The following is a 16,829-nucleotide window of genomic DNA, read 5'->3' as shown; positions in this document are numbered from 1 at the left end:
TCCTTGTAATTTGAGCAGAAAATAAAGTTCTTATGAGATGTGCTACGAAACAATGCTGCGAATGGGTTTACTGTGCGTAATAAAATGCCCGTTGCTAACGGGCATGTTAAAAAATAGTGTATAGGAGAGAAAATGGAAGTCTAATCACTGATTATTATGCGCTTGTATGCGAGCAAAGAACCATCTTCGTTTTGTGACACACTAAATGTATATTCATTGTAGTCACTGCCAAACACTGTATCTTGTCCCAGCAACGTGTCTGGCTCACCCCGGTGACTATAGTCGGGATGATTGGTACAAATATCTTGGCAAAAGCTATCGGAAAAGCCAAATTGAGAAACCAATTGATCAGTGTTGTTGCGACGTATACGAAAATGAATGTGGATAGCTCGGCTGCTATACCAGCCGGGAAAACAGCTTTTTAGGTTTATTCTTCCGCTAGTATCTGTCACCGCAATACCTCTGAACCACTTCGCACTTAATGCATCCACTTCATTTCCCGTGCAAAATGCCGAATTGAATCCGCTGGCATCAGCACTATCACTGGTATCTCCTGAATAAACGCCGTCTACATCGCAATGCCATACTTCAATTTCATAACCCGATAGGGGATTACACGCTTCATCAATTAACTGAAGACACAACATCATCGGCAAACCTGTTTGCTCATATGATATGTCGTCAAGATAATCACTTTGAAAATAGCACGGGCCTTCCGTTTGAGAACCTGTGAGAGCCACACTGCATACAGAAGCAGTGTCAAATAAACTATCGTCTGGAAAGTCTGACGTCATAGCTGACGTGCCACCGCTTGCCCAACCGTCAAAATCTTCTTCAGGTTCGGCATTTGAATCGGTGTCGTTATTGGAAGATGAGGAGGTAGATGCTGTGGAACTTGCAGAGGTGGAATTAGAACCTCCACAACCCCACAACCCGATCGCAATAGGAGCCAATGTAAGTCCCACCGCTGTTTTCATAAAGCGGCGTCGTTTGAGCGGCTCTTCCGTTAATTTGTTTGATGTCATCGTACATTGCCCTTGGTTGTCTTTGCAAAAAAGACATTTAGCTAAAGGACAAGGTTCTCTTATTTACTCAAGCTTTACACTGTAAATAAGCAAAGTGAAAAAAGCGCAGGTATTTGGGTAACTAAACCTAGGTTATTCAGCACTCCATTCGGATAGCGCCTTCTGTGTTACTTTATCTACCTCATGTTTATTTTCGCTTATCCACCAGCGCTCCATGATACGAACATTTTTCTGATTGGCTTTATAGAATATATCCACGATGTCGCCAACAAATGGAATAAAACCTAAGCCAAAGTCGATTGCTGAGTTTTTTACCATTTGAGCTATTAACGCTTTGGGCATACCCAATGATTTTCCCAGCCAAACTATTCGAAGTGAAACGAAGAGCATCAGCGCGTCACCGGCTCCAGGGATAAGGCCCACGATTGAATCCAAGCCTATTTTTATCGGAATAAAAGGGAGCTTTACGGCAGTGTCCAGCAAGTTCGCCAGTTTTTGCGCTTTAAGTAATTCCTTTGGTGCTTTGCCTTCCACGACCTTATCTCCCTTTTAATTTAATCAATGCGCCACCAAGAGTGATTTCCCTATTGGTTTTTCTCGAAACGTTTGCTGTCAGCTTTTCAAACGCTACTTTTCAGCGCCCAGCGCTCTCGCTAAGCCCGCACGTAAACCGTTGTCTGATTCTACCGCCCAGCCATGTAGATTTTCTTTCACTATGTCAAAAAGCACATCTATGTGCTCTTTATCACTGTTAAGTGCCGCGATATATTCATAACGCTCACCGCCGGCTTCCATAAAGTATTCGCGATTCTCTTCACCAATTTCTTCAATGGTTTCTAAACAGTCGGCTGAAAAACCGGGGCACATAACCTGAATCGATTTAACCCCTTTTTCAGGTAATGATTTCAATGTTTCATCTGTATACGGTGTTAACCACTCTTCACGACCAAAACGAGACTGAAACGTTGTCATATACTCGTCGTGCGAGAGCCCGAGCTTTTCGGCAAGCAAACGCGATGTTTTATGGCATTCACAGTGATAAGGGTCGCCATTCATCAAGTAGCGCTTCGGAATGCCGTGATAGGACAAAATGAGTTTATCTGCGCGGCCATGTACTTCCCAGTGCGCTTTTACTTTATTGGCAAGTGCAGCAATAAAATTGTCGCGGTCGTGGTAGTGGTTAACGAAACGAAGCTCTGGGAGCCAGCGGCGCGACGTAAAATCTTTTGCAATAGCATCAAAGGTAGAGCCCGTCGTCGACGCACTGTACTGTGGATAGAGCGGAAGCACTACAAGCTTGCGTACGCCTTTTGCCAGCATAGCATCGATAGTGTCGCTTATAGCAGGTTTACCGTAGCGCATAGCAAAGTCGACAATAACATTATCGCCGTATTGTGCTTTACAACGTTCTGCTATCGCTGATGCTTGCGCTTTCGTAATAGCCATTAGCGGTGAACCTTCTTCGGTCCACACAGTAGAGTAGGCCTCTGCCGAACGCTTGGGGCGAAAGTTTAAGATGATGCCATTTAATACAAACCACCAAATCGCTTTAGGTACTTCGACCACGCGAGGGTCTGATAGAAATTCTTTCAAATATGGGCGTAGAGCCTGTTTAGTTGGCGCTTCTGGCGTCCCCAGATTCGTTACAAGAACACCAATTTTATCTGATTGCCCGTGGGTAAAGCCTTTGTTTGATTTGTATTTCATGTATTCATAGTCCGAGAAGTACTGCGCTATATCCGTATTATACTGAATTACCTTAGATTATGATCTGCTATAACGCCAAAAAACTACGATTGCACTAATAGATTTTAGGCATTAAAAAAGCGGCATATGTTTAAAAATAATATTTAAAAACACATACCGCTGTTTAACTGCCACCTAATAAATATTGTGGCAATAAAGCTAATTATTTACTTAGGGCTGATAGTAAGTGGCTGCGCCCGGACCTACCGGCATGCCAAGTAAAAATACCCAGATGTAAAATAAGATAGTCCAACCTACTATGAAGACCATAGAGTAAGGCAACATCATGGCAATAAGCGTGCCCATACCTAAGTCTTTTTTGTATCTAGCGGCCATGGCAAGGATAAGTCCAAAGTAGCTCATCATAGGTGCTATAACGTTAGTTACTGAATCACCAATACGATAAGCCGCCTGAATAACTTCTGGCGCGTACCCAATTAACATAAGCATAGGTACGAAAATAGGCGCCGTTACTGCCCACTGCGCAGATGCACTACCTAACGATAAGTTAACCACACCACACATCAATATGAATAGGATAAATACGGCTGGGCCATCTAACCCTGCCGCTTGCAATAGTGCAGCACCTTTAACGGCTAATACTGTGCCTAAGTTCGTCCATTTAAAGAACGCAACAAATTGCGCAGCGAAAAATACTAACGTTATGTAAAGACCCATAGCGCCCATGCTTTTAGACATGGCATCAATAACGTCTTTGTCATTTTTCATCGACTTAGTCACTTTACCGTAAACAAAACCTGGAATGGCAAAAGTAATGAAGATGAAGGCAACAATGCCTTTAAGGAACGGAGAGCCCGCCACTTCACCCGTTTCAGGGTGACGCAAAATACCGTTTTCAGGTACTACTGTTAACGCCAGTATTGCGCAAACCACAACAAAAGATATTCCCGCCCAACGCAGACCTTTCTTTTCTAAGTCTGTAGGCGCATCCATTGATTGCTTACCTAAATCGATTGATGCCTCAGATGGGTCAAACTTTCCCAGTCTTGGCTCTACCACTTTTTCAGTAACTAGCGCCCCCATAGTGGCCACTACAAAAGTACTGATAAACATAAAGTACCAGTTTACTTCTGGCCCAACCATGTAATCAGGGTCAATCATATGCGCTGCCGCTTCTGTTATGCCGGACAATAGTGGGTCGACCGTCCCTAACAATAGGTTTGCACTGTAACCTGCAGAAACACCTGCAAAGGCCGCCGCAAGACCGGCTAGCGGGTGGCGTCCTAGAGAGTGGAAAATCATCGCTGCAAGCGGAATGAGCACCACGTAACCGAGCTCAGAGGCAGTGTTTGAAATAATGCCGGCGAAAACAATAGCAAAGGTTACAGCGCGTTTTGAAGCATTCATAACTAATGCGCGCATTGCTGCCGACAAAAGGCCCGAATGTTCAGCTACCGATACACCAAGAAGGGCAACAAGCACGGTGCCAAGTGGCGCAAACCCGGTGAAGTTAGTGACAAGCCCAGTCACTATTCGCTGCAAACCTTCTGCGCTCATTAACGATATGACTTCAATCATGCCGTCTTCTTCACGCCCCTTCGCACCAACAGGGCGAGGGTCGGCAACCGCAATGTCGAAGTAACCTAATATGCCGCTTAGTACCACTATGAAAAGTGAAAGCAGCGCAAATAATGTTACTGGGTGTGGAAGTAGATTTCCTAACCATTCCACCGTAGCGAGAAATCGCGAGAATAACCCACCTTGTCCGCCGTTATTATCGGCAGACGCTGTACTCTTGTTTTCCGTTGTCAAAATCTTCCCTCTGTCGTTTATTTACGCCTACTGCATCAAAGTTATCGCTGGGACGGCGCTAACTTCGTACTTAATGAGTGACGTGTTTTAATAATATTCAGGCGGTATTTTACCCGATTTAGTGAAAATTTGGCAGTGGATAGGGAAAATGAGAGGTAAACTCACTGTACACTTTGCCAAATTGGCCTCGTGAAATAAAAAAATAGCCTCTGTGAATCAGCAAGTTACCTTTCGAGTGGATATAAAAAAGCCAGTCTAAAAGACTGGCCTTTATATTTATAAAAACATTTGGTTTTTAGTTGCCGTTAGACTGATTCATATACTTAAAGAAGTCACTGTCAGGTGCAATTACCATAACGTCTTGTTTGCTGTTAAAGCTCTCTTTATATGCATCCATACTACGCAAGAAGCTGTAGAAATCTGCATTCTTAGAATAAGCGTCAGCGTAAATTTGAGCTGCAATCGCATCACCTTCACCACGCAATTGACGAGCATTACGCTCAGCATCTGCTAGCATTACTGTTACTTTTGCATCAATGTTAGCTTTAATTACTTCAGCTTGTTCCTGACCTTCTGAACGGTGCTCACGAGCAACAGCAGCACGCTCTGCGCGCATACGTTGGAAGATAGAGTTACTCACTTCAGTAGGTAGGTTGATTTGCTTAACGCGTACGTCAACAATTTCAATGCCTAGCTCGTCTGATGATGTAGACGCCTGTTCCATTGCTTGGTTCATTAATGCTGAACGCTCGCCAGAAACGATTTGCGCGATAGTACGTGTACCAAACTCTGAACGTAGACCATTGTTCACTTTTTGCTTTAGTAGTGCTTCGGCTTGAAGCTTATTACCGCCTGTTGATAGGTAGTAACGGGCAAAGTCTTCAATACGCCATTTAACGTAAGAATCAACGATAAGGTCTTTTTTCTCGCTTGTTACAAAGCGGTCTGGTGAACCATCTAACGTTTGAATACGCGCATCAAGCACACGTACTGAATCGATAAACGGAAGTTTAAAATGAAGACCTGGTTCGAACACTTTCGTATCGCCAGTCGCGTCGTCTCTTTGAACTTTACCAAACTGAATAACAATAGCGCGTTCGCCCTCTTTAACTGCAAACAGAGAACCTGATGCAAGCAAAACAAGAAGAACGAATGCTGCAATAAAAATATTCTTCATTATGCTTATCTCCCTTCTCTGTAGCTATCGCCACGCAAGCCTGAACTTGGCGAACTGTTGCGGCTGCGGCCATTAGCATCGGTTACTGGTGCTTGTAAGCCTTCCAGCGTGTTGCGCGTATTTTTGTTACTTGTAGATTGCTGGCGTTCCATAATTTTATCTAGCGGTAGATACATCATGTTATTGCCACCTTTGCTATCAACCATGATTTTGCTGGTATTGCTAAGTACTTCTTCCATGGTTTCAAGGTAAATACGCTCGCGAGTAACCTTAGGGGCGCGTTCGTATTGAGGAAGCAGCTCTTTAAAGCGAGCCACTTCACCTTGTGCCTCTAGCGTAACGCGCTCTTTATAGGCTTGAGCTTCTTCATTCATGCGATTGACTTGACCGCGTGCACGAGGCTCAATTTCTCTAGCATAAGCTTCTGCTTCACGAATGAAACGCTGTTCGTCTTCCTGGGCAGCGATAGCATCATCGAATGCATCTTTAACTTGCTCAGGTGGACGAGCATCACGGAAGTTCATATCAATGATAGAAACACCCATATTGTATGGTTCGATGATAGCTTGTAGTTCTTCCCATACACGCTGACGGGTTACTTCACGTCCGTCAGTCAAAACGTCATCCATTGTAGAATGACCAACCACATAACGGATAGCGCTATCAAGAGATTGACTTAAGCTTTGCTCAGGGCTTTCAACGGCAAACGTCCAACGGTATGGATCAACAACGCGAAATTGCATTTCCATTTGAACGCTCACTACGTTTTCATCTTCAGTAAGCATAGAGCCTGATGACGACTGATCGCGTATTGATTGAACATCAACAGGAATAACAGAGTCGATGAACGTAGGCGCCCAGCGAAGACCCGGCTCAACTTGTTGGTGATACTCACCAAAACGAAGGACTACGCCGCGCTCAGCTTCACGAATGGTATAAAAACCACTAATGAACCAGATCACGACAAGTAAACCTACTAGAATACCAGCACCGATGCCGCCTAGGCTTTTGCCTGAACCACCACCGTTGCCACCTGACTTTCCAAACTTACCAAATAAGTTTTTAAAAACATCGTCCAAATCTGGGGGACCTTGCTCTTTCCCACCGCGATTCTTCCACGGGTCGTTATTATTGCCACCCGGCTCATTCCAAGCCATGCTGATACTCCATAGATTACTGTTATATTTTTGAATTTTGCATGCTCAATACAGTGTTTAGCACTGCTTAATGTCGCACAACATACTCTGATATTCCGTTTTCCAGACGTTTTTCAAGCCTGTTCCAATCGGCAGTGGGCATTCTTACATCAACTACCCAGTCTCCCTGACTGTCGTATTCTTCGCTTGCAATACAGTTTAGCTCGAACAACACGCCACGCAATTGACTTTGTGCGGGTGGAATCTTCAACGTATAGTTCACCATGCTTTTAGCTAAACATTCAGTCAAAGCTTGGCTTAACAATTCCGTCCCTTCACCCGTCTGTGCAGACAACCACACTCTAACGGGAACGCCTTCGTCATTTCTTTCTATACGCGGCTGAACGTCGTCTAGTTTATCAATCTTATTACAGATTAGTAATTGTTGAATGTCACCTGCTTCAATTTCTTCAAGTACGTCGTTCACCTCATCCATGGTTTCACGGTATTTTGCATCGGCAATATCGACAACATGAAGCAGTAAATCAGCTTCTTGTGTTTCTTGAAGCGTTGCTTTAAACGCAGCAACTAGGTCGTGGGGAAGATGACGAATAAAACCAACCGTATCGGCCAAAATTGCGGGGCCAACATCTTTTAACTCGATTTTACGTAACGTAGGATCTAGCGTTGCGAACAACTGGTCAGCAGCGTAAACGTGTGAGTCGGTAATGGTGTTAAATAGCGTCGACTTTCCCGCATTCGTATAGCCAACTAAGGATACCGTTGGAATTTCAGCGCGTTTGCGCGAGCGACGACCTTGCTCACGCTGCTTTTGCACTTTTTCCAAGCGACGAAGAATGGCTTTGATACGACCACGAAGCAATCGACGGTCAGTTTCTAGCTGTGTCTCACCCGGACCGCGAAGACCAATACCACCTTTTTGACGCTCAAGGTGAGTCCATCCTCTGATGAGACGGGTTGAGATATGTCTCAACTGGGCTAGTTCAACCTGAAGCTTACCCTCGTGAGTTCGCGCGCGCTGCGCGAAAATATCGAGAATAAGCCCTGTTCTATCTAACACCCGGCATTTACACACCGCTTCTAAATTACGCTCCTGAGAAGGAGAAAGCGCGTGGTTAAAAATAACAACGTTGGCATCGTGTGCTTTTACCGCTGCTGCTATTTCCTCTGCCTTACCTGATCCGACAAAAAACTTAGCATGAGGCGCACTGCGTGACGTCGTGATGACTTCGACCGCATTTACCCCTGCTGAAGACACAAGTAATTCAAGCTCACTTAAGTCTTCTTTACTGTTCTCGTCGGAAAAATTAACATGAACAAGTACAGCCTGTTCACCGGCTTCATAACGGTCAAACAAGCGCGTTACCTTTTAAATTATTCACCTTTAGTATTTTCAGAATCTCCTGCGCTAGGCATAGTGATAGCGCGTGCTGGAACAACAGTAGAAATCGCGTGCTTATACACCATTTGGCTTACTGTGTTCTTCAGTAAAATAACGAACTGGTCGAATGATTCAACCTGCCCCTGAAGTTTAATACCGTTTACCAGATAAATTGATACTGGAATACGTTCCTTACGCAAAGCGTTCAAGAATGGGTCTTGTAAAGATTGCCCTTTAGCCATTTGATATCCTTAGTTTTTATTATTCATGATAGAAATTTCACTATCACTGCACGTCTAATGTATACCACACTCAAACATTTAAAGTGTGACTTTCGCTGTAATTTTAATCAAATTATCGTTAGCAAATGTGTCAAGCCATGTAACCTGCTCCCAGCCCCGTAACCACGTAAGCTGACGCTTGGCAAGCTGCCTTGTAGCGATAATACCTCTTTCACGCATTTCTGCGTAACTCAATTGGCCGTCTAGGTACTGCCACATTTGTCGATACCCTACTGAACGTATAGAAGGTAGATCTTCATGTAGATCACTGCGTTCATAAAGTTTCGATACTTCTTTTTCGAACCCTTGCTCTAACATCATATCGAACCGGGTCGCGATCCGTTCGTGCAACACTGCCCTGTCTGCGGGCGCTATGGCAAATTGTGCAATGTTATAAGGGCACTTTTCACCCTCTTGTTGTTGCCAATATGTCAACGTCTTGCCGGTACTTCTATACACTTCCAGTGCACGAGTAATACGCTGTGGGTCATTGGGGTGGATTCTCTCACCACTGATTGGGTCTACACCACGTAATTCATCGTGTAATTTAGACCAACCCAAGCGTTGTGCCTGCTGTGTTATATCATCTCGTATCTTTTCATCTGACTTAGGTAGTGGCGAAATTCCATTTATCAAGGCATTAAAGTACATCATTGTACCTCCAGCCAGAATTGGCACCTTGCCTCGAGCTAAAATATCGCCGATAAGCCCATTCGTATCGTTTACAAATTGCGACACCGAATAGCTATCTGCCGGGTCGATAATATCAATTAAGTGGTGCACTACCCCCGCTTGCTCTTCCTGCGTCGGCTTCGCTGTGCCAATATCCATGCCTTTGTATACAAGGGCTGAATCTACACTAATTACTTCACTATCGACCTGAGCTGCTATATCTAACGCCAACCCCGTCTTGCCTGACGCTGTGGGGCCCATAATTGCTATTACAGGTAATGCAGAATTTATGCCATTGGACACGTTATTCTCCCCACACATCTAGCACTAAATTTAAGGGGCGCACTTTAGCAAATTGCTCAATAATTTCCCATTGTTTCGCTTCGCTTTGCTGATCCAACCAGTACCAGAGCATATTTGATACATCGTCGTCGAACACTTGCTCTTTTAAAACGAGCGATGACATCGCACCTTCAAAAGAATCTAATTCACCGCTACCCTTGATGGATAAAAAGGATTCAAACCATTTTAGCCAAGGTAAATGCCTTGTTCCGGCAGGCACCTGCTGCAAGCGGTACTTTCCAGCTACCTTGTTAATTTCAAAATGCGATGCGTTTAATAATTCGACAAGCTTTTCATCCACATTTTCAAGTGAAACGGCGACAGGCATCAATAGCGGCTGCCCATGCTTCGCTTTTAAAAATAGTTCGCTTAACCAGATACTTGCAACTTTAGTTGCAAAAAGAAGGTAAATTTTTTCTGATTTTGGGTAAATTCTACACAAGGGAGAAAGATTAACGTGAGCATGAGCCCGCTGTTCGCCGTTATCACTATCGGCGATGTTACTATTTGGCGTCATTAAGGCGTTATAACTAGATTGATAAGCCGCGCCTGGCCCTCGACTTTGCCCTCTGCCTTGCAAAAGCTTAGCGCCGCCGCCCCCACTAAAGCTTCCCGCTGACGAAGGTTTCGCACTGCCGGGATATTGACCGTTACTCTGCGTATCATTTTGCGAATATGCCCCCGCAGGATAATGAGAGGTTTCATTAAAAGCGCGTGCGTTATCAGGCGTTTGTTCTTGTAGGGGCCTAATGTAGTCGTGTTCTACCTGTGTAGCCATGAAATCAGAGCCCGAAGCGCGATTTGTATCTATTCCTGTCAGTGGCTGCTCGTCGGTCATGGCGTGTAGTGCATCACTCACCGTTTTACAGATAAAGTCATGCACCAGCCTGCCTTGCTGAAACCTAACTTCGTGCTTAGCAGGATGAACATTCACATCAACATCTTTAGGATTAACATCTAAATACACCACAAAGCTCGGTTGCTCGATAACGCCCCAGACGCTTTCATACGCTTGCCGGATAGCATGCATAATAAGCTTGTCGCGCATGCCCCTACCGTTCACAAAACTAAACTGGCAATCATTGCTGCTGCGCAACATAGCTTCGTTGCCGAGCCATGCGTCTATGTGAAGACCTTCATATTCCGTATTTATGTGCACAGCATTTTGAACAAACTTCTGCCCAACTACGGCGCCTATCCGTGTTTGTAAGCTGCCTTCTTTGTCGGCGATAAAGCGCTTAATCACTTTGTCGTTGTGCTTTAAAACAAAAGAAACTTTGGGGTAACTTAACGCAATACGCTTAATAACGTCTTCGATATGCTGAAATTCGGTTTTTTCAGTGCGTAAAAACTTACGTCTTGCTGGCGTGTTGTAAAACAGGTCTGCTACATCAATGGTGGTGCCAACAGGGTGGGCCGCTGGCTGAATATTTACCGCCATTTCCCTGCCCTCACAATACGCCTGCCATGCCTCGGCTTGAGACTCTGTTCGAGATGTCAGAGTCAACCTACTCACCGAACTAATACTAGCAAGTGCTTCACCGCGAAAACCAAGGGACAAAATTTGTTCTAAGTCATCAAGAGTGGTGATTTTGCTGGTTGCATGGCGACTCAACGCTAACTGCAGTTCACTTTTTACAATGCCTGACCCATTGTCTTTTAATCGAATGCGCTTGTGGCCGCCTTTTTCAATATCGATCTCTATTTTGGTAGCGCCGGCATCGAGGCTGTTTTCCAGCAGCTCTTTCACGACAGAGGCAGGTCGTTCAACCACTTCACCAGCGGCAATTTGGTTAGCGAGTTGGGGAGATAAAAGCTGTATAGGCAAAGGGCTACCCTATGATAATAACTGTATGGATTGGTGGCGATACAACATGTAAGTGCAACGAGCGCTGAAAAAGCCGATGGAACAAAACCCGGGTTTATGTTCTCGGAATATTTAGTACCTGCCCAACGCGTACAACATCACTTGAGAGATCATTAGCTGCTTTGATGCTGCTTACTTTCACGTTATAGCGCTGTGCCAATAGTGAAAGCGACTCGCCGCTTCTTACTTTGTGCGTACGGTTGTTCGCCCTTTCTTGTGCCCATAGTGTACCATCAGGGGGAACTTGCTTGAAGTAACGCTTAGTCGCATTAAACATTGCATTCGCTAAGCGTTCGCGATGTTTAGACCAGTTTAGGTTTTTCTCTTCTTGCGGGTTCGATATAAAACCAACTTCAACCAAAATTGAAGGGATATCGGGCGCAGTTAACACGGCAAAGCTTGCAGCTTGTGGCTTTCTTTTATGAAGACTGGTCACTTGCTTTAGTTCTTCTACCACTTTATTGCCTAAGTCATGACTAGTCGCCATGCTGTGATCCATAGATAAGCCCAGAATAGTTTCCGTAAGGTATCTTTCGCTAGATTTATCATTAATGACTTCAGCGGCACCGCCTAACAGCTCAGAGTGACGCTCTGATTTTTCTAACCAACGGCCTAGTTCGGTGTCAGCTCTGCGCGTTGAAAGTACCCATACCGAGCCGCCTCGCGGTTGTGGCTGACTAAACGCATCGGCGTGGATAGAGATAAGTAAGTCTGCTTTTTTCTCTCTGGCAATTTCAGGGCGACGGTTAGGTGATACATAATAGTCACTGCCGCGTGTCATTATTGCACGCATACCGGGTTCCCGATTGATCTTGCTTTCAAGCTTTTTGGCTATGCTCAACGTGATATGCTTTTCATATGTTCCTGCGGGCCCAACTGAGCCTGGGTCATGTCCACCGTGCCCAGCATCAATGGCGACAATAATATCTCTATCACGTGCGCTACTTTTATCGTCAATCACCACTGAGCCCGTTGATGTCGATGCCGACAGTGTTGCGGATGTTTTAGGTGCACTGTCGGGCAAATCAACCACAAGCCTGTGCCCAAGAGAGCCGTCGGGCGTTACAGCAAACAACGAGGGCTTTGTATTTCTGTTAAGTTCGACAACTATCCTAGCCGATGACTTATTTTTAGGCGTTGAGTAGCGCAGCTTTTTGATTAAATCTCCGCTATTTTCTATGCCTGAAAGCTTTGCTGAATCGCGGGTATTTTTAAGGTCGATAACCAGTCTAAGGGGATTTTTGAGCGTAAAATAGGTGAACTCTGGCGCGGCTTTCATATCGAAAACAACGCGCGTATTGTCCGGCGACGGCCATATCCTTACTCCGTCGATGTTATTTTGTGCGCCGTGTGCAAACTGCACTACGAAACACAAGAATAATACCGAAACTATACTGCGCACCATAATTAGCCTTTTTGTTATTGTCATGCCGCTCTCGTAAACGTCGGAGCCACTAATTGTTCAATGTCTCTTTCAGCTCAAATATTCGCTACACGCGTTTGCATTGCTGAAGCAATTTAGCACCGTGGGCACTTTTCGCTTCCAAATTGAACTGCCTACCCGCTGGTGTAATATTTATACTAATCACTAAGTCTGGGGATGCCAAGTATTCGCCGCCTTTTTCCGACCATTCAATAAGCGCGATTGCCCCGGAGCCGAAGTAATCTCGAATTCCCATGAACTCTAGTTCTTCCGGATCGGCCAAGCGATACAAATCGAAGTGATAAATATTGACGCTATCCAACTGATAAGGTTCAACCAATGTATAGGTTGGACTTTTAACGCTACCTGAATGACCTAGGGACTGAATAAAATAACGGCTAAATGTTGTTTTCCCTGCCCCTAAGTCGCCGTCAAGATAAATAACAGCATCGGTAGGGAGTTGACTCGAAACCGCTTGCGCTAAATCCCTGGCAAGCTGAGCGGTATCATCTACTTCATTAGCAAAAAAAGAGGTATGCGGGTAAGACATCAACAATATTCCACAGTAGTATAAAGAAACACAGTAGATGCCTGCCCGTTTAAGACAAAACCAACCTATTTAGTGGTTGATAAGCGCACGTACTGCGTCGAACAAATCACTCGCTATCATACCACGTTGACCATACAGTTGGGCAATATCATCACCAGCCTTAGCATGAAGCACTACGCCATATTTTGCTGCAATATCTGTTTCAACGCCTTGCGCAAGCAGTGCGCCTAAAATTCCGCTTAGCACATCACCACTTCCTGCCGTGGCCATGCCGGGGTTACCGTGACGGCAAACCCAGGTTTTCTTTTCGTTATCGATAAGCGTGCCCGCCCCTTTCAGCACACAAACGGCGTGGTATCGCTGTGAGCACTGTCTTGCATAGTTAAAGCGGTCACTTTCAACATCGTCAATAGAAACACCCAGTAAGCGCGCTGCTTCACCCGCGTGAGGCGTTAAGATACTGTCCGACAAGGTGTACGCTGTGGACTGCTGACACAAAAGGTTAAGCGCATCAGCATCGATAACCACAGGCTTGTTGTGACTTTGACAATGCTTCATTGTGGTTTCGAATGTTTCTTCAGCCCAGTCATCTTGCCCAAGACCCGGGCCAATTACCACACAGGTTGCCCAAGCTAATGCATCTTCCAAATTGAAGTCGGTCACCATAAGTTCAGGTCTGCCTGCACTTACCTGAACCACCGACGATTCATGGGTATACACTCGCACCATACCCGCGCCACTTCTAAGGGCCGCTTCGCTGGCAAGTCGAATTGCCCCTGCAGTGCCTCGGTTACCGCCTATACATAACAGTCGTCCGTAAGTCCCTTTGTGGCTGTTGATCTCCCGAGGACCCATTCCCTTGAAGTGATCGATATTCAGCATGGTCGCGCTCGCTTTGGCTAACGCTTGAAAGGCTTTACCTATACCTAAATCAGCGTAAACCAGTTTGCCGCATGATTGTTTGCCCGCACCTGTGACAAGCCCGGGCTTTATACCCACAAAGGTCACCGTTATATCAGCCTGAACACAGCGCCCTAGACTTTGACCTGTGTTAGCATCTAGTCCTGAAGGCACATCCACGCTCACCACGGGGGTTGATGACGAGTTAACGGCATCGATAACATCAGCAAATTCATTGCGTATATAACTGTTGATACCTGTACCAAGAAGCGCATCAATAACTACATCTGATCTGTCTAACAACGCCGCGTCAAACCCATTAATGCTGCCGCCAGCATCAAGCCAGCGCTGCTGTGCTTTACCCGCATCGCCGTCGAGAGTACGTTCAGGCTCTACCGCACATAGGTGAACTTGCTTACCAGCGAGTTTTGCGTTGATCGCTGCAATATAGCCATCGCCCGCATTATTACCTTGGCCCACCAATACTAAATAAACGTCTGAATTAGGCATTAGCTCTAAGCATTGTTTAAATACCACGTCACCGGCTCTTTGCATTAAGGTGAACATATCACAGCCAGAGTCGGCGGCGGCTTGCCCTTCATTTTCCCTAACCTGATCGGCCCGAAATAGTTTGTATGATAAACTTGACGTTAATTGAGTATCTAGCATAAGCAAATGTCCGAAATTAGTTCTATCGACCTTGTTGAATTGACCAACAATATCAAGGCTTGGGGTACAGCGCTAGGCTTTCAACAGGTTGGCATCAGCGATATTGATCTACATCAGCACGAGTCACACCTACAGGAATGGTTAGACAATGGCTACCACGGTGATATGGCCTTTATGGAAAGCCATGGGATGAAGCGTGCCCGGCCAGATGAACTGGTTCCAGGTACATTGCGTGTAATCAGTGTTCGCATGAATTACTTACCTCCTGACGCCTCGTTTGCTAAGCATTTAAAAAAGCCAGAAATAGGCTATATCAGTCGCTATGCGCTAGGCCGTGACTATCACAAGGTGTTACGTAAGCGCTTAAAGCAGCTCGGCGAAAAAATAACCGCCTCCCTTACGCATACCCAATACCGTCCGTTTGTGGATTCAGCACCAGTTCTGGAACATGCTATTGCGGAAAAAGCGGGTATTGGGTGGACCGGTAAGCACAGCCTGACACTTAATAAAGAAGCGGGCTCTTGGTTCTTCCTAGGTGAGCTTTTTATTAATTTACCGCTGCCAGTGGATTCCCCTATCGAAGAAGGCTGTGGAAGCTGCACCGCGTGTTTGACTATATGCCCGACGAACGCGATTGTAGCCCCCTATAAAGTGGACGGTCGACGCTGTATATCATACCTCACCATTGAGTCGGATAAGGACATACCCGAAGACTTACGACCCAAAATGGGCAATCGTATTTACGGCTGTGATGATTGTCAGCTTGTCTGTCCTTGGAATCGTTTCGCCGATATCACTAGTGAAGAAGACTTTCATCCTAGGCAGGTATTGCATGGTCAAAGTCTTAACGATTTGTTTAGTTGGTCTGAAGAAACCTTTTTACGCAATACCGAAGGCTCGCCTATCAGGCGTATCGGCTTTGAGAAATGGCAGAGAAATATCGCCGTGGCGTTAGGCAATGCCCCCTATAATGAAGATAGCATTCAACTTTTAGAAGAAAGACGGGGCTGTGTAAGCGACTTAGTAGATAGGCACATTGATTGGGCTATTGCGCAACAGCAAAGCAAACAACAGGGCTCTAGCGCCGACAGTAGACAGCAAGCTCGACTTATTCGCGTTGTTGAAAAAGGCTTACCCAGAGACGCATAGGATTTGAATGTAAATTCAAGCAATAAACCTAAGGTTAAAGGCTATCCCGCAGATGCTATTTGGGCTAATGCAATTTGGTTGTCCGAGTCAGACTGAACACTATTTTGATTTTGCTCTTGGGCACGGCTTCGATTTTGCACGCGAGCGCTTGGCAACTGTGAAGCAACAAAAGAAACATTGAGTCTTAGGCCGCGCTGTGCAACCTCAGTGGTAATAGTCGGTGAGCCAAATTGCCACCATGGTTCTCTCTCTAACGCTTCTATAACCAAAGATAATTCGGTTTCAGAGCCATCGTACTCTCCGGTTATTTCGCAAAGCCCATTTCCACATTTTACCGTTTCCAACACAAAGCGTTCTTTGTTAGGAGGTAAAGCAAAAAAGGTATTGAGTGACCCCTCTGTTTTCATATAAAACGGGTCAAGAGTCCCAGGTTGAACACTATCAGCTGCCTGTACGCTAGCTTGCTCTTCATCAACAACAATTATTCCAGAGTTAGTTGTTGCGACTTCGTTCTTTACTAACTTAGCGGCAGGCTTAATGACTTTGAGTTCACTGGTTTCCGTGGCGCGAGAGCGCGCTAACACACTGGTTAGTCGCTCTTTCTCTGCATTGGATTCACTGAGTTGGTGTTGATAGCCAGAGAATTTATACCCCGCTACCAATGCAAACGCTATCAGCAACAACACAAGCCACGCTTTCATTCCACTTCCTTTATTG

The 16,829-nt window shown here is 45.4% G+C and carries 15 protein-coding genes; 1 reads left to right on the top strand and 14 read right to left on the bottom strand.

Annotated elements, in window-relative coordinates; all coding sequences use genetic code 11:
• Window positions 1-140 precede the first annotated feature (140 nt).
• The 13 genes from ACXACS_RS03410 to ACXACS_RS03350 all read right to left on the bottom strand — a co-directional run bounded on the left by ACXACS_RS03410 (window position 141) and on the right by ACXACS_RS03350 (window position 14,963).
• On the bottom strand, window positions 141-1,025 hold the full coding sequence (locus ACXACS_RS03410; RefSeq protein WP_474804090.1) for a dioxygenase family protein: 885 nt from the start codon (window positions 1,023-1,025) through the stop codon (window positions 141-143).
• 132 nt (window positions 1,026-1,157) lie between these two features.
• A complete protein-coding gene (locus ACXACS_RS03405; protein WP_474804088.1) occupies window positions 1,158-1,559 on the bottom strand; it encodes a DUF4112 domain-containing protein in 402 nt (133 codons plus the stop codon).
• A 93-nt stretch (window positions 1,560-1,652) separates the two neighbouring features.
• On the bottom strand, window positions 1,653-2,732 hold the full coding sequence (gene hemH / locus ACXACS_RS03400) for a ferrochelatase (RefSeq protein WP_474804086.1): 1,080 nt from the start codon (window positions 2,730-2,732) through the stop codon (window positions 1,653-1,655).
• Window positions 2,733-2,942: 210 nt separating this feature from the next.
• Window positions 2,943-4,544 (bottom strand): AbgT family transporter, encoded by a 1,602-nt coding sequence (locus ACXACS_RS03395; protein WP_474804084.1) that lies wholly within the window; start codon window positions 4,542-4,544, stop codon window positions 2,943-2,945.
• Between the two features lie 295 nt (window positions 4,545-4,839).
• Window positions 4,840-5,721, bottom strand: coding sequence for a protease modulator HflC (hflC, locus tag ACXACS_RS03390; protein WP_474804081.1), 882 nt, complete (start codon window positions 5,719-5,721; stop codon window positions 4,840-4,842).
• A 5-nt stretch (window positions 5,722-5,726) separates the two neighbouring features.
• Window positions 5,727-6,878: an FtsH protease activity modulator HflK gene (gene hflK / locus ACXACS_RS03385; protein WP_474804079.1), complete on the bottom strand. Its 1,152-nt coding sequence runs from the start codon at window positions 6,876-6,878 to the stop codon at window positions 5,727-5,729.
• Window positions 6,879-6,945: 67 nt separating this feature from the next.
• Window positions 6,946-8,235, bottom strand: a complete 1,290-nt coding sequence (hflX, locus tag ACXACS_RS03380) for a ribosome rescue GTPase HflX (RefSeq protein ID WP_474804077.1) — start codon at window positions 8,233-8,235, stop codon at window positions 6,946-6,948.
• 17 nt (window positions 8,236-8,252) lie between these two features.
• The gene (gene hfq, locus ACXACS_RS03375) at window positions 8,253-8,501 is read right to left on the bottom strand and encodes an RNA chaperone Hfq (RefSeq protein ID WP_014951092.1); all 249 of its coding nucleotides are present in this window, start codon (window positions 8,499-8,501) and stop codon (window positions 8,253-8,255) included.
• 78 nt (window positions 8,502-8,579) lie between these two features.
• Window positions 8,580-9,533: a tRNA (adenosine(37)-N6)-dimethylallyltransferase MiaA gene (gene miaA / locus ACXACS_RS03370; RefSeq protein WP_179984844.1), complete on the bottom strand. Its 954-nt coding sequence runs from the start codon at window positions 9,531-9,533 to the stop codon at window positions 8,580-8,582.
• The gene (mutL, locus tag ACXACS_RS03365) at window positions 9,517-11,382 is read right to left on the bottom strand and encodes a DNA mismatch repair endonuclease MutL (RefSeq protein ID WP_474804072.1); all 1,866 of its coding nucleotides are present in this window, start codon (window positions 11,380-11,382) and stop codon (window positions 9,517-9,519) included. Before mutL ends, miaA begins: the two co-directional genes overlap by 17 nt.
• Window positions 11,383-11,476: 94 nt before the next feature.
• Entirely contained in the window at window positions 11,477-12,826 is a 1,350-nt protein-coding gene (locus ACXACS_RS03360) for an N-acetylmuramoyl-L-alanine amidase (protein WP_474809203.1), read from the bottom strand.
• An 85-nt stretch (window positions 12,827-12,911) separates the two neighbouring features.
• Window positions 12,912-13,394 (bottom strand): tRNA (adenosine(37)-N6)-threonylcarbamoyltransferase complex ATPase subunit type 1 TsaE, encoded by a 483-nt coding sequence (tsaE, locus tag ACXACS_RS03355; protein ID WP_474804070.1) that lies wholly within the window; start codon window positions 13,392-13,394, stop codon window positions 12,912-12,914.
• A 69-nt stretch (window positions 13,395-13,463) separates the two neighbouring features.
• Complete coding sequence (locus ACXACS_RS03350) at window positions 13,464-14,963, bottom strand: NAD(P)H-hydrate dehydratase (protein WP_474804067.1); 1,500 nt, start codon at window positions 14,961-14,963, stop codon at window positions 13,464-13,466.
• Window positions 14,964-14,969: 6 nt separating this feature from the next.
• On the opposite strand from ACXACS_RS03350, the gene queG reads away from it, so the two are divergent.
• Complete coding sequence (gene queG / locus ACXACS_RS03345) at window positions 14,970-16,112, top strand: tRNA epoxyqueuosine(34) reductase QueG (RefSeq protein ID WP_474804064.1); 1,143 nt, start codon at window positions 14,970-14,972, stop codon at window positions 16,110-16,112.
• Between the two features lie 41 nt (window positions 16,113-16,153).
• Here the strand turns inward: queG and ACXACS_RS03340 are convergent, their stop codons facing one another.
• Window positions 16,154-16,813 carry a hypothetical protein gene (locus tag ACXACS_RS03340; protein WP_474804061.1) on the bottom strand — a complete coding sequence of 220 codons (660 nt, stop codon included), beginning with the start codon at window positions 16,811-16,813 and terminating at the stop codon, window positions 16,154-16,156.
• Window positions 16,814-16,829 lie beyond the last annotated feature (16 nt).

The sequence above is a fragment of the Alteromonas sp. AWM4_230 genome (genome assembly GCF_056158305.1).
This window is presented reverse-complemented; position numbering and strand designations above follow the sequence as displayed.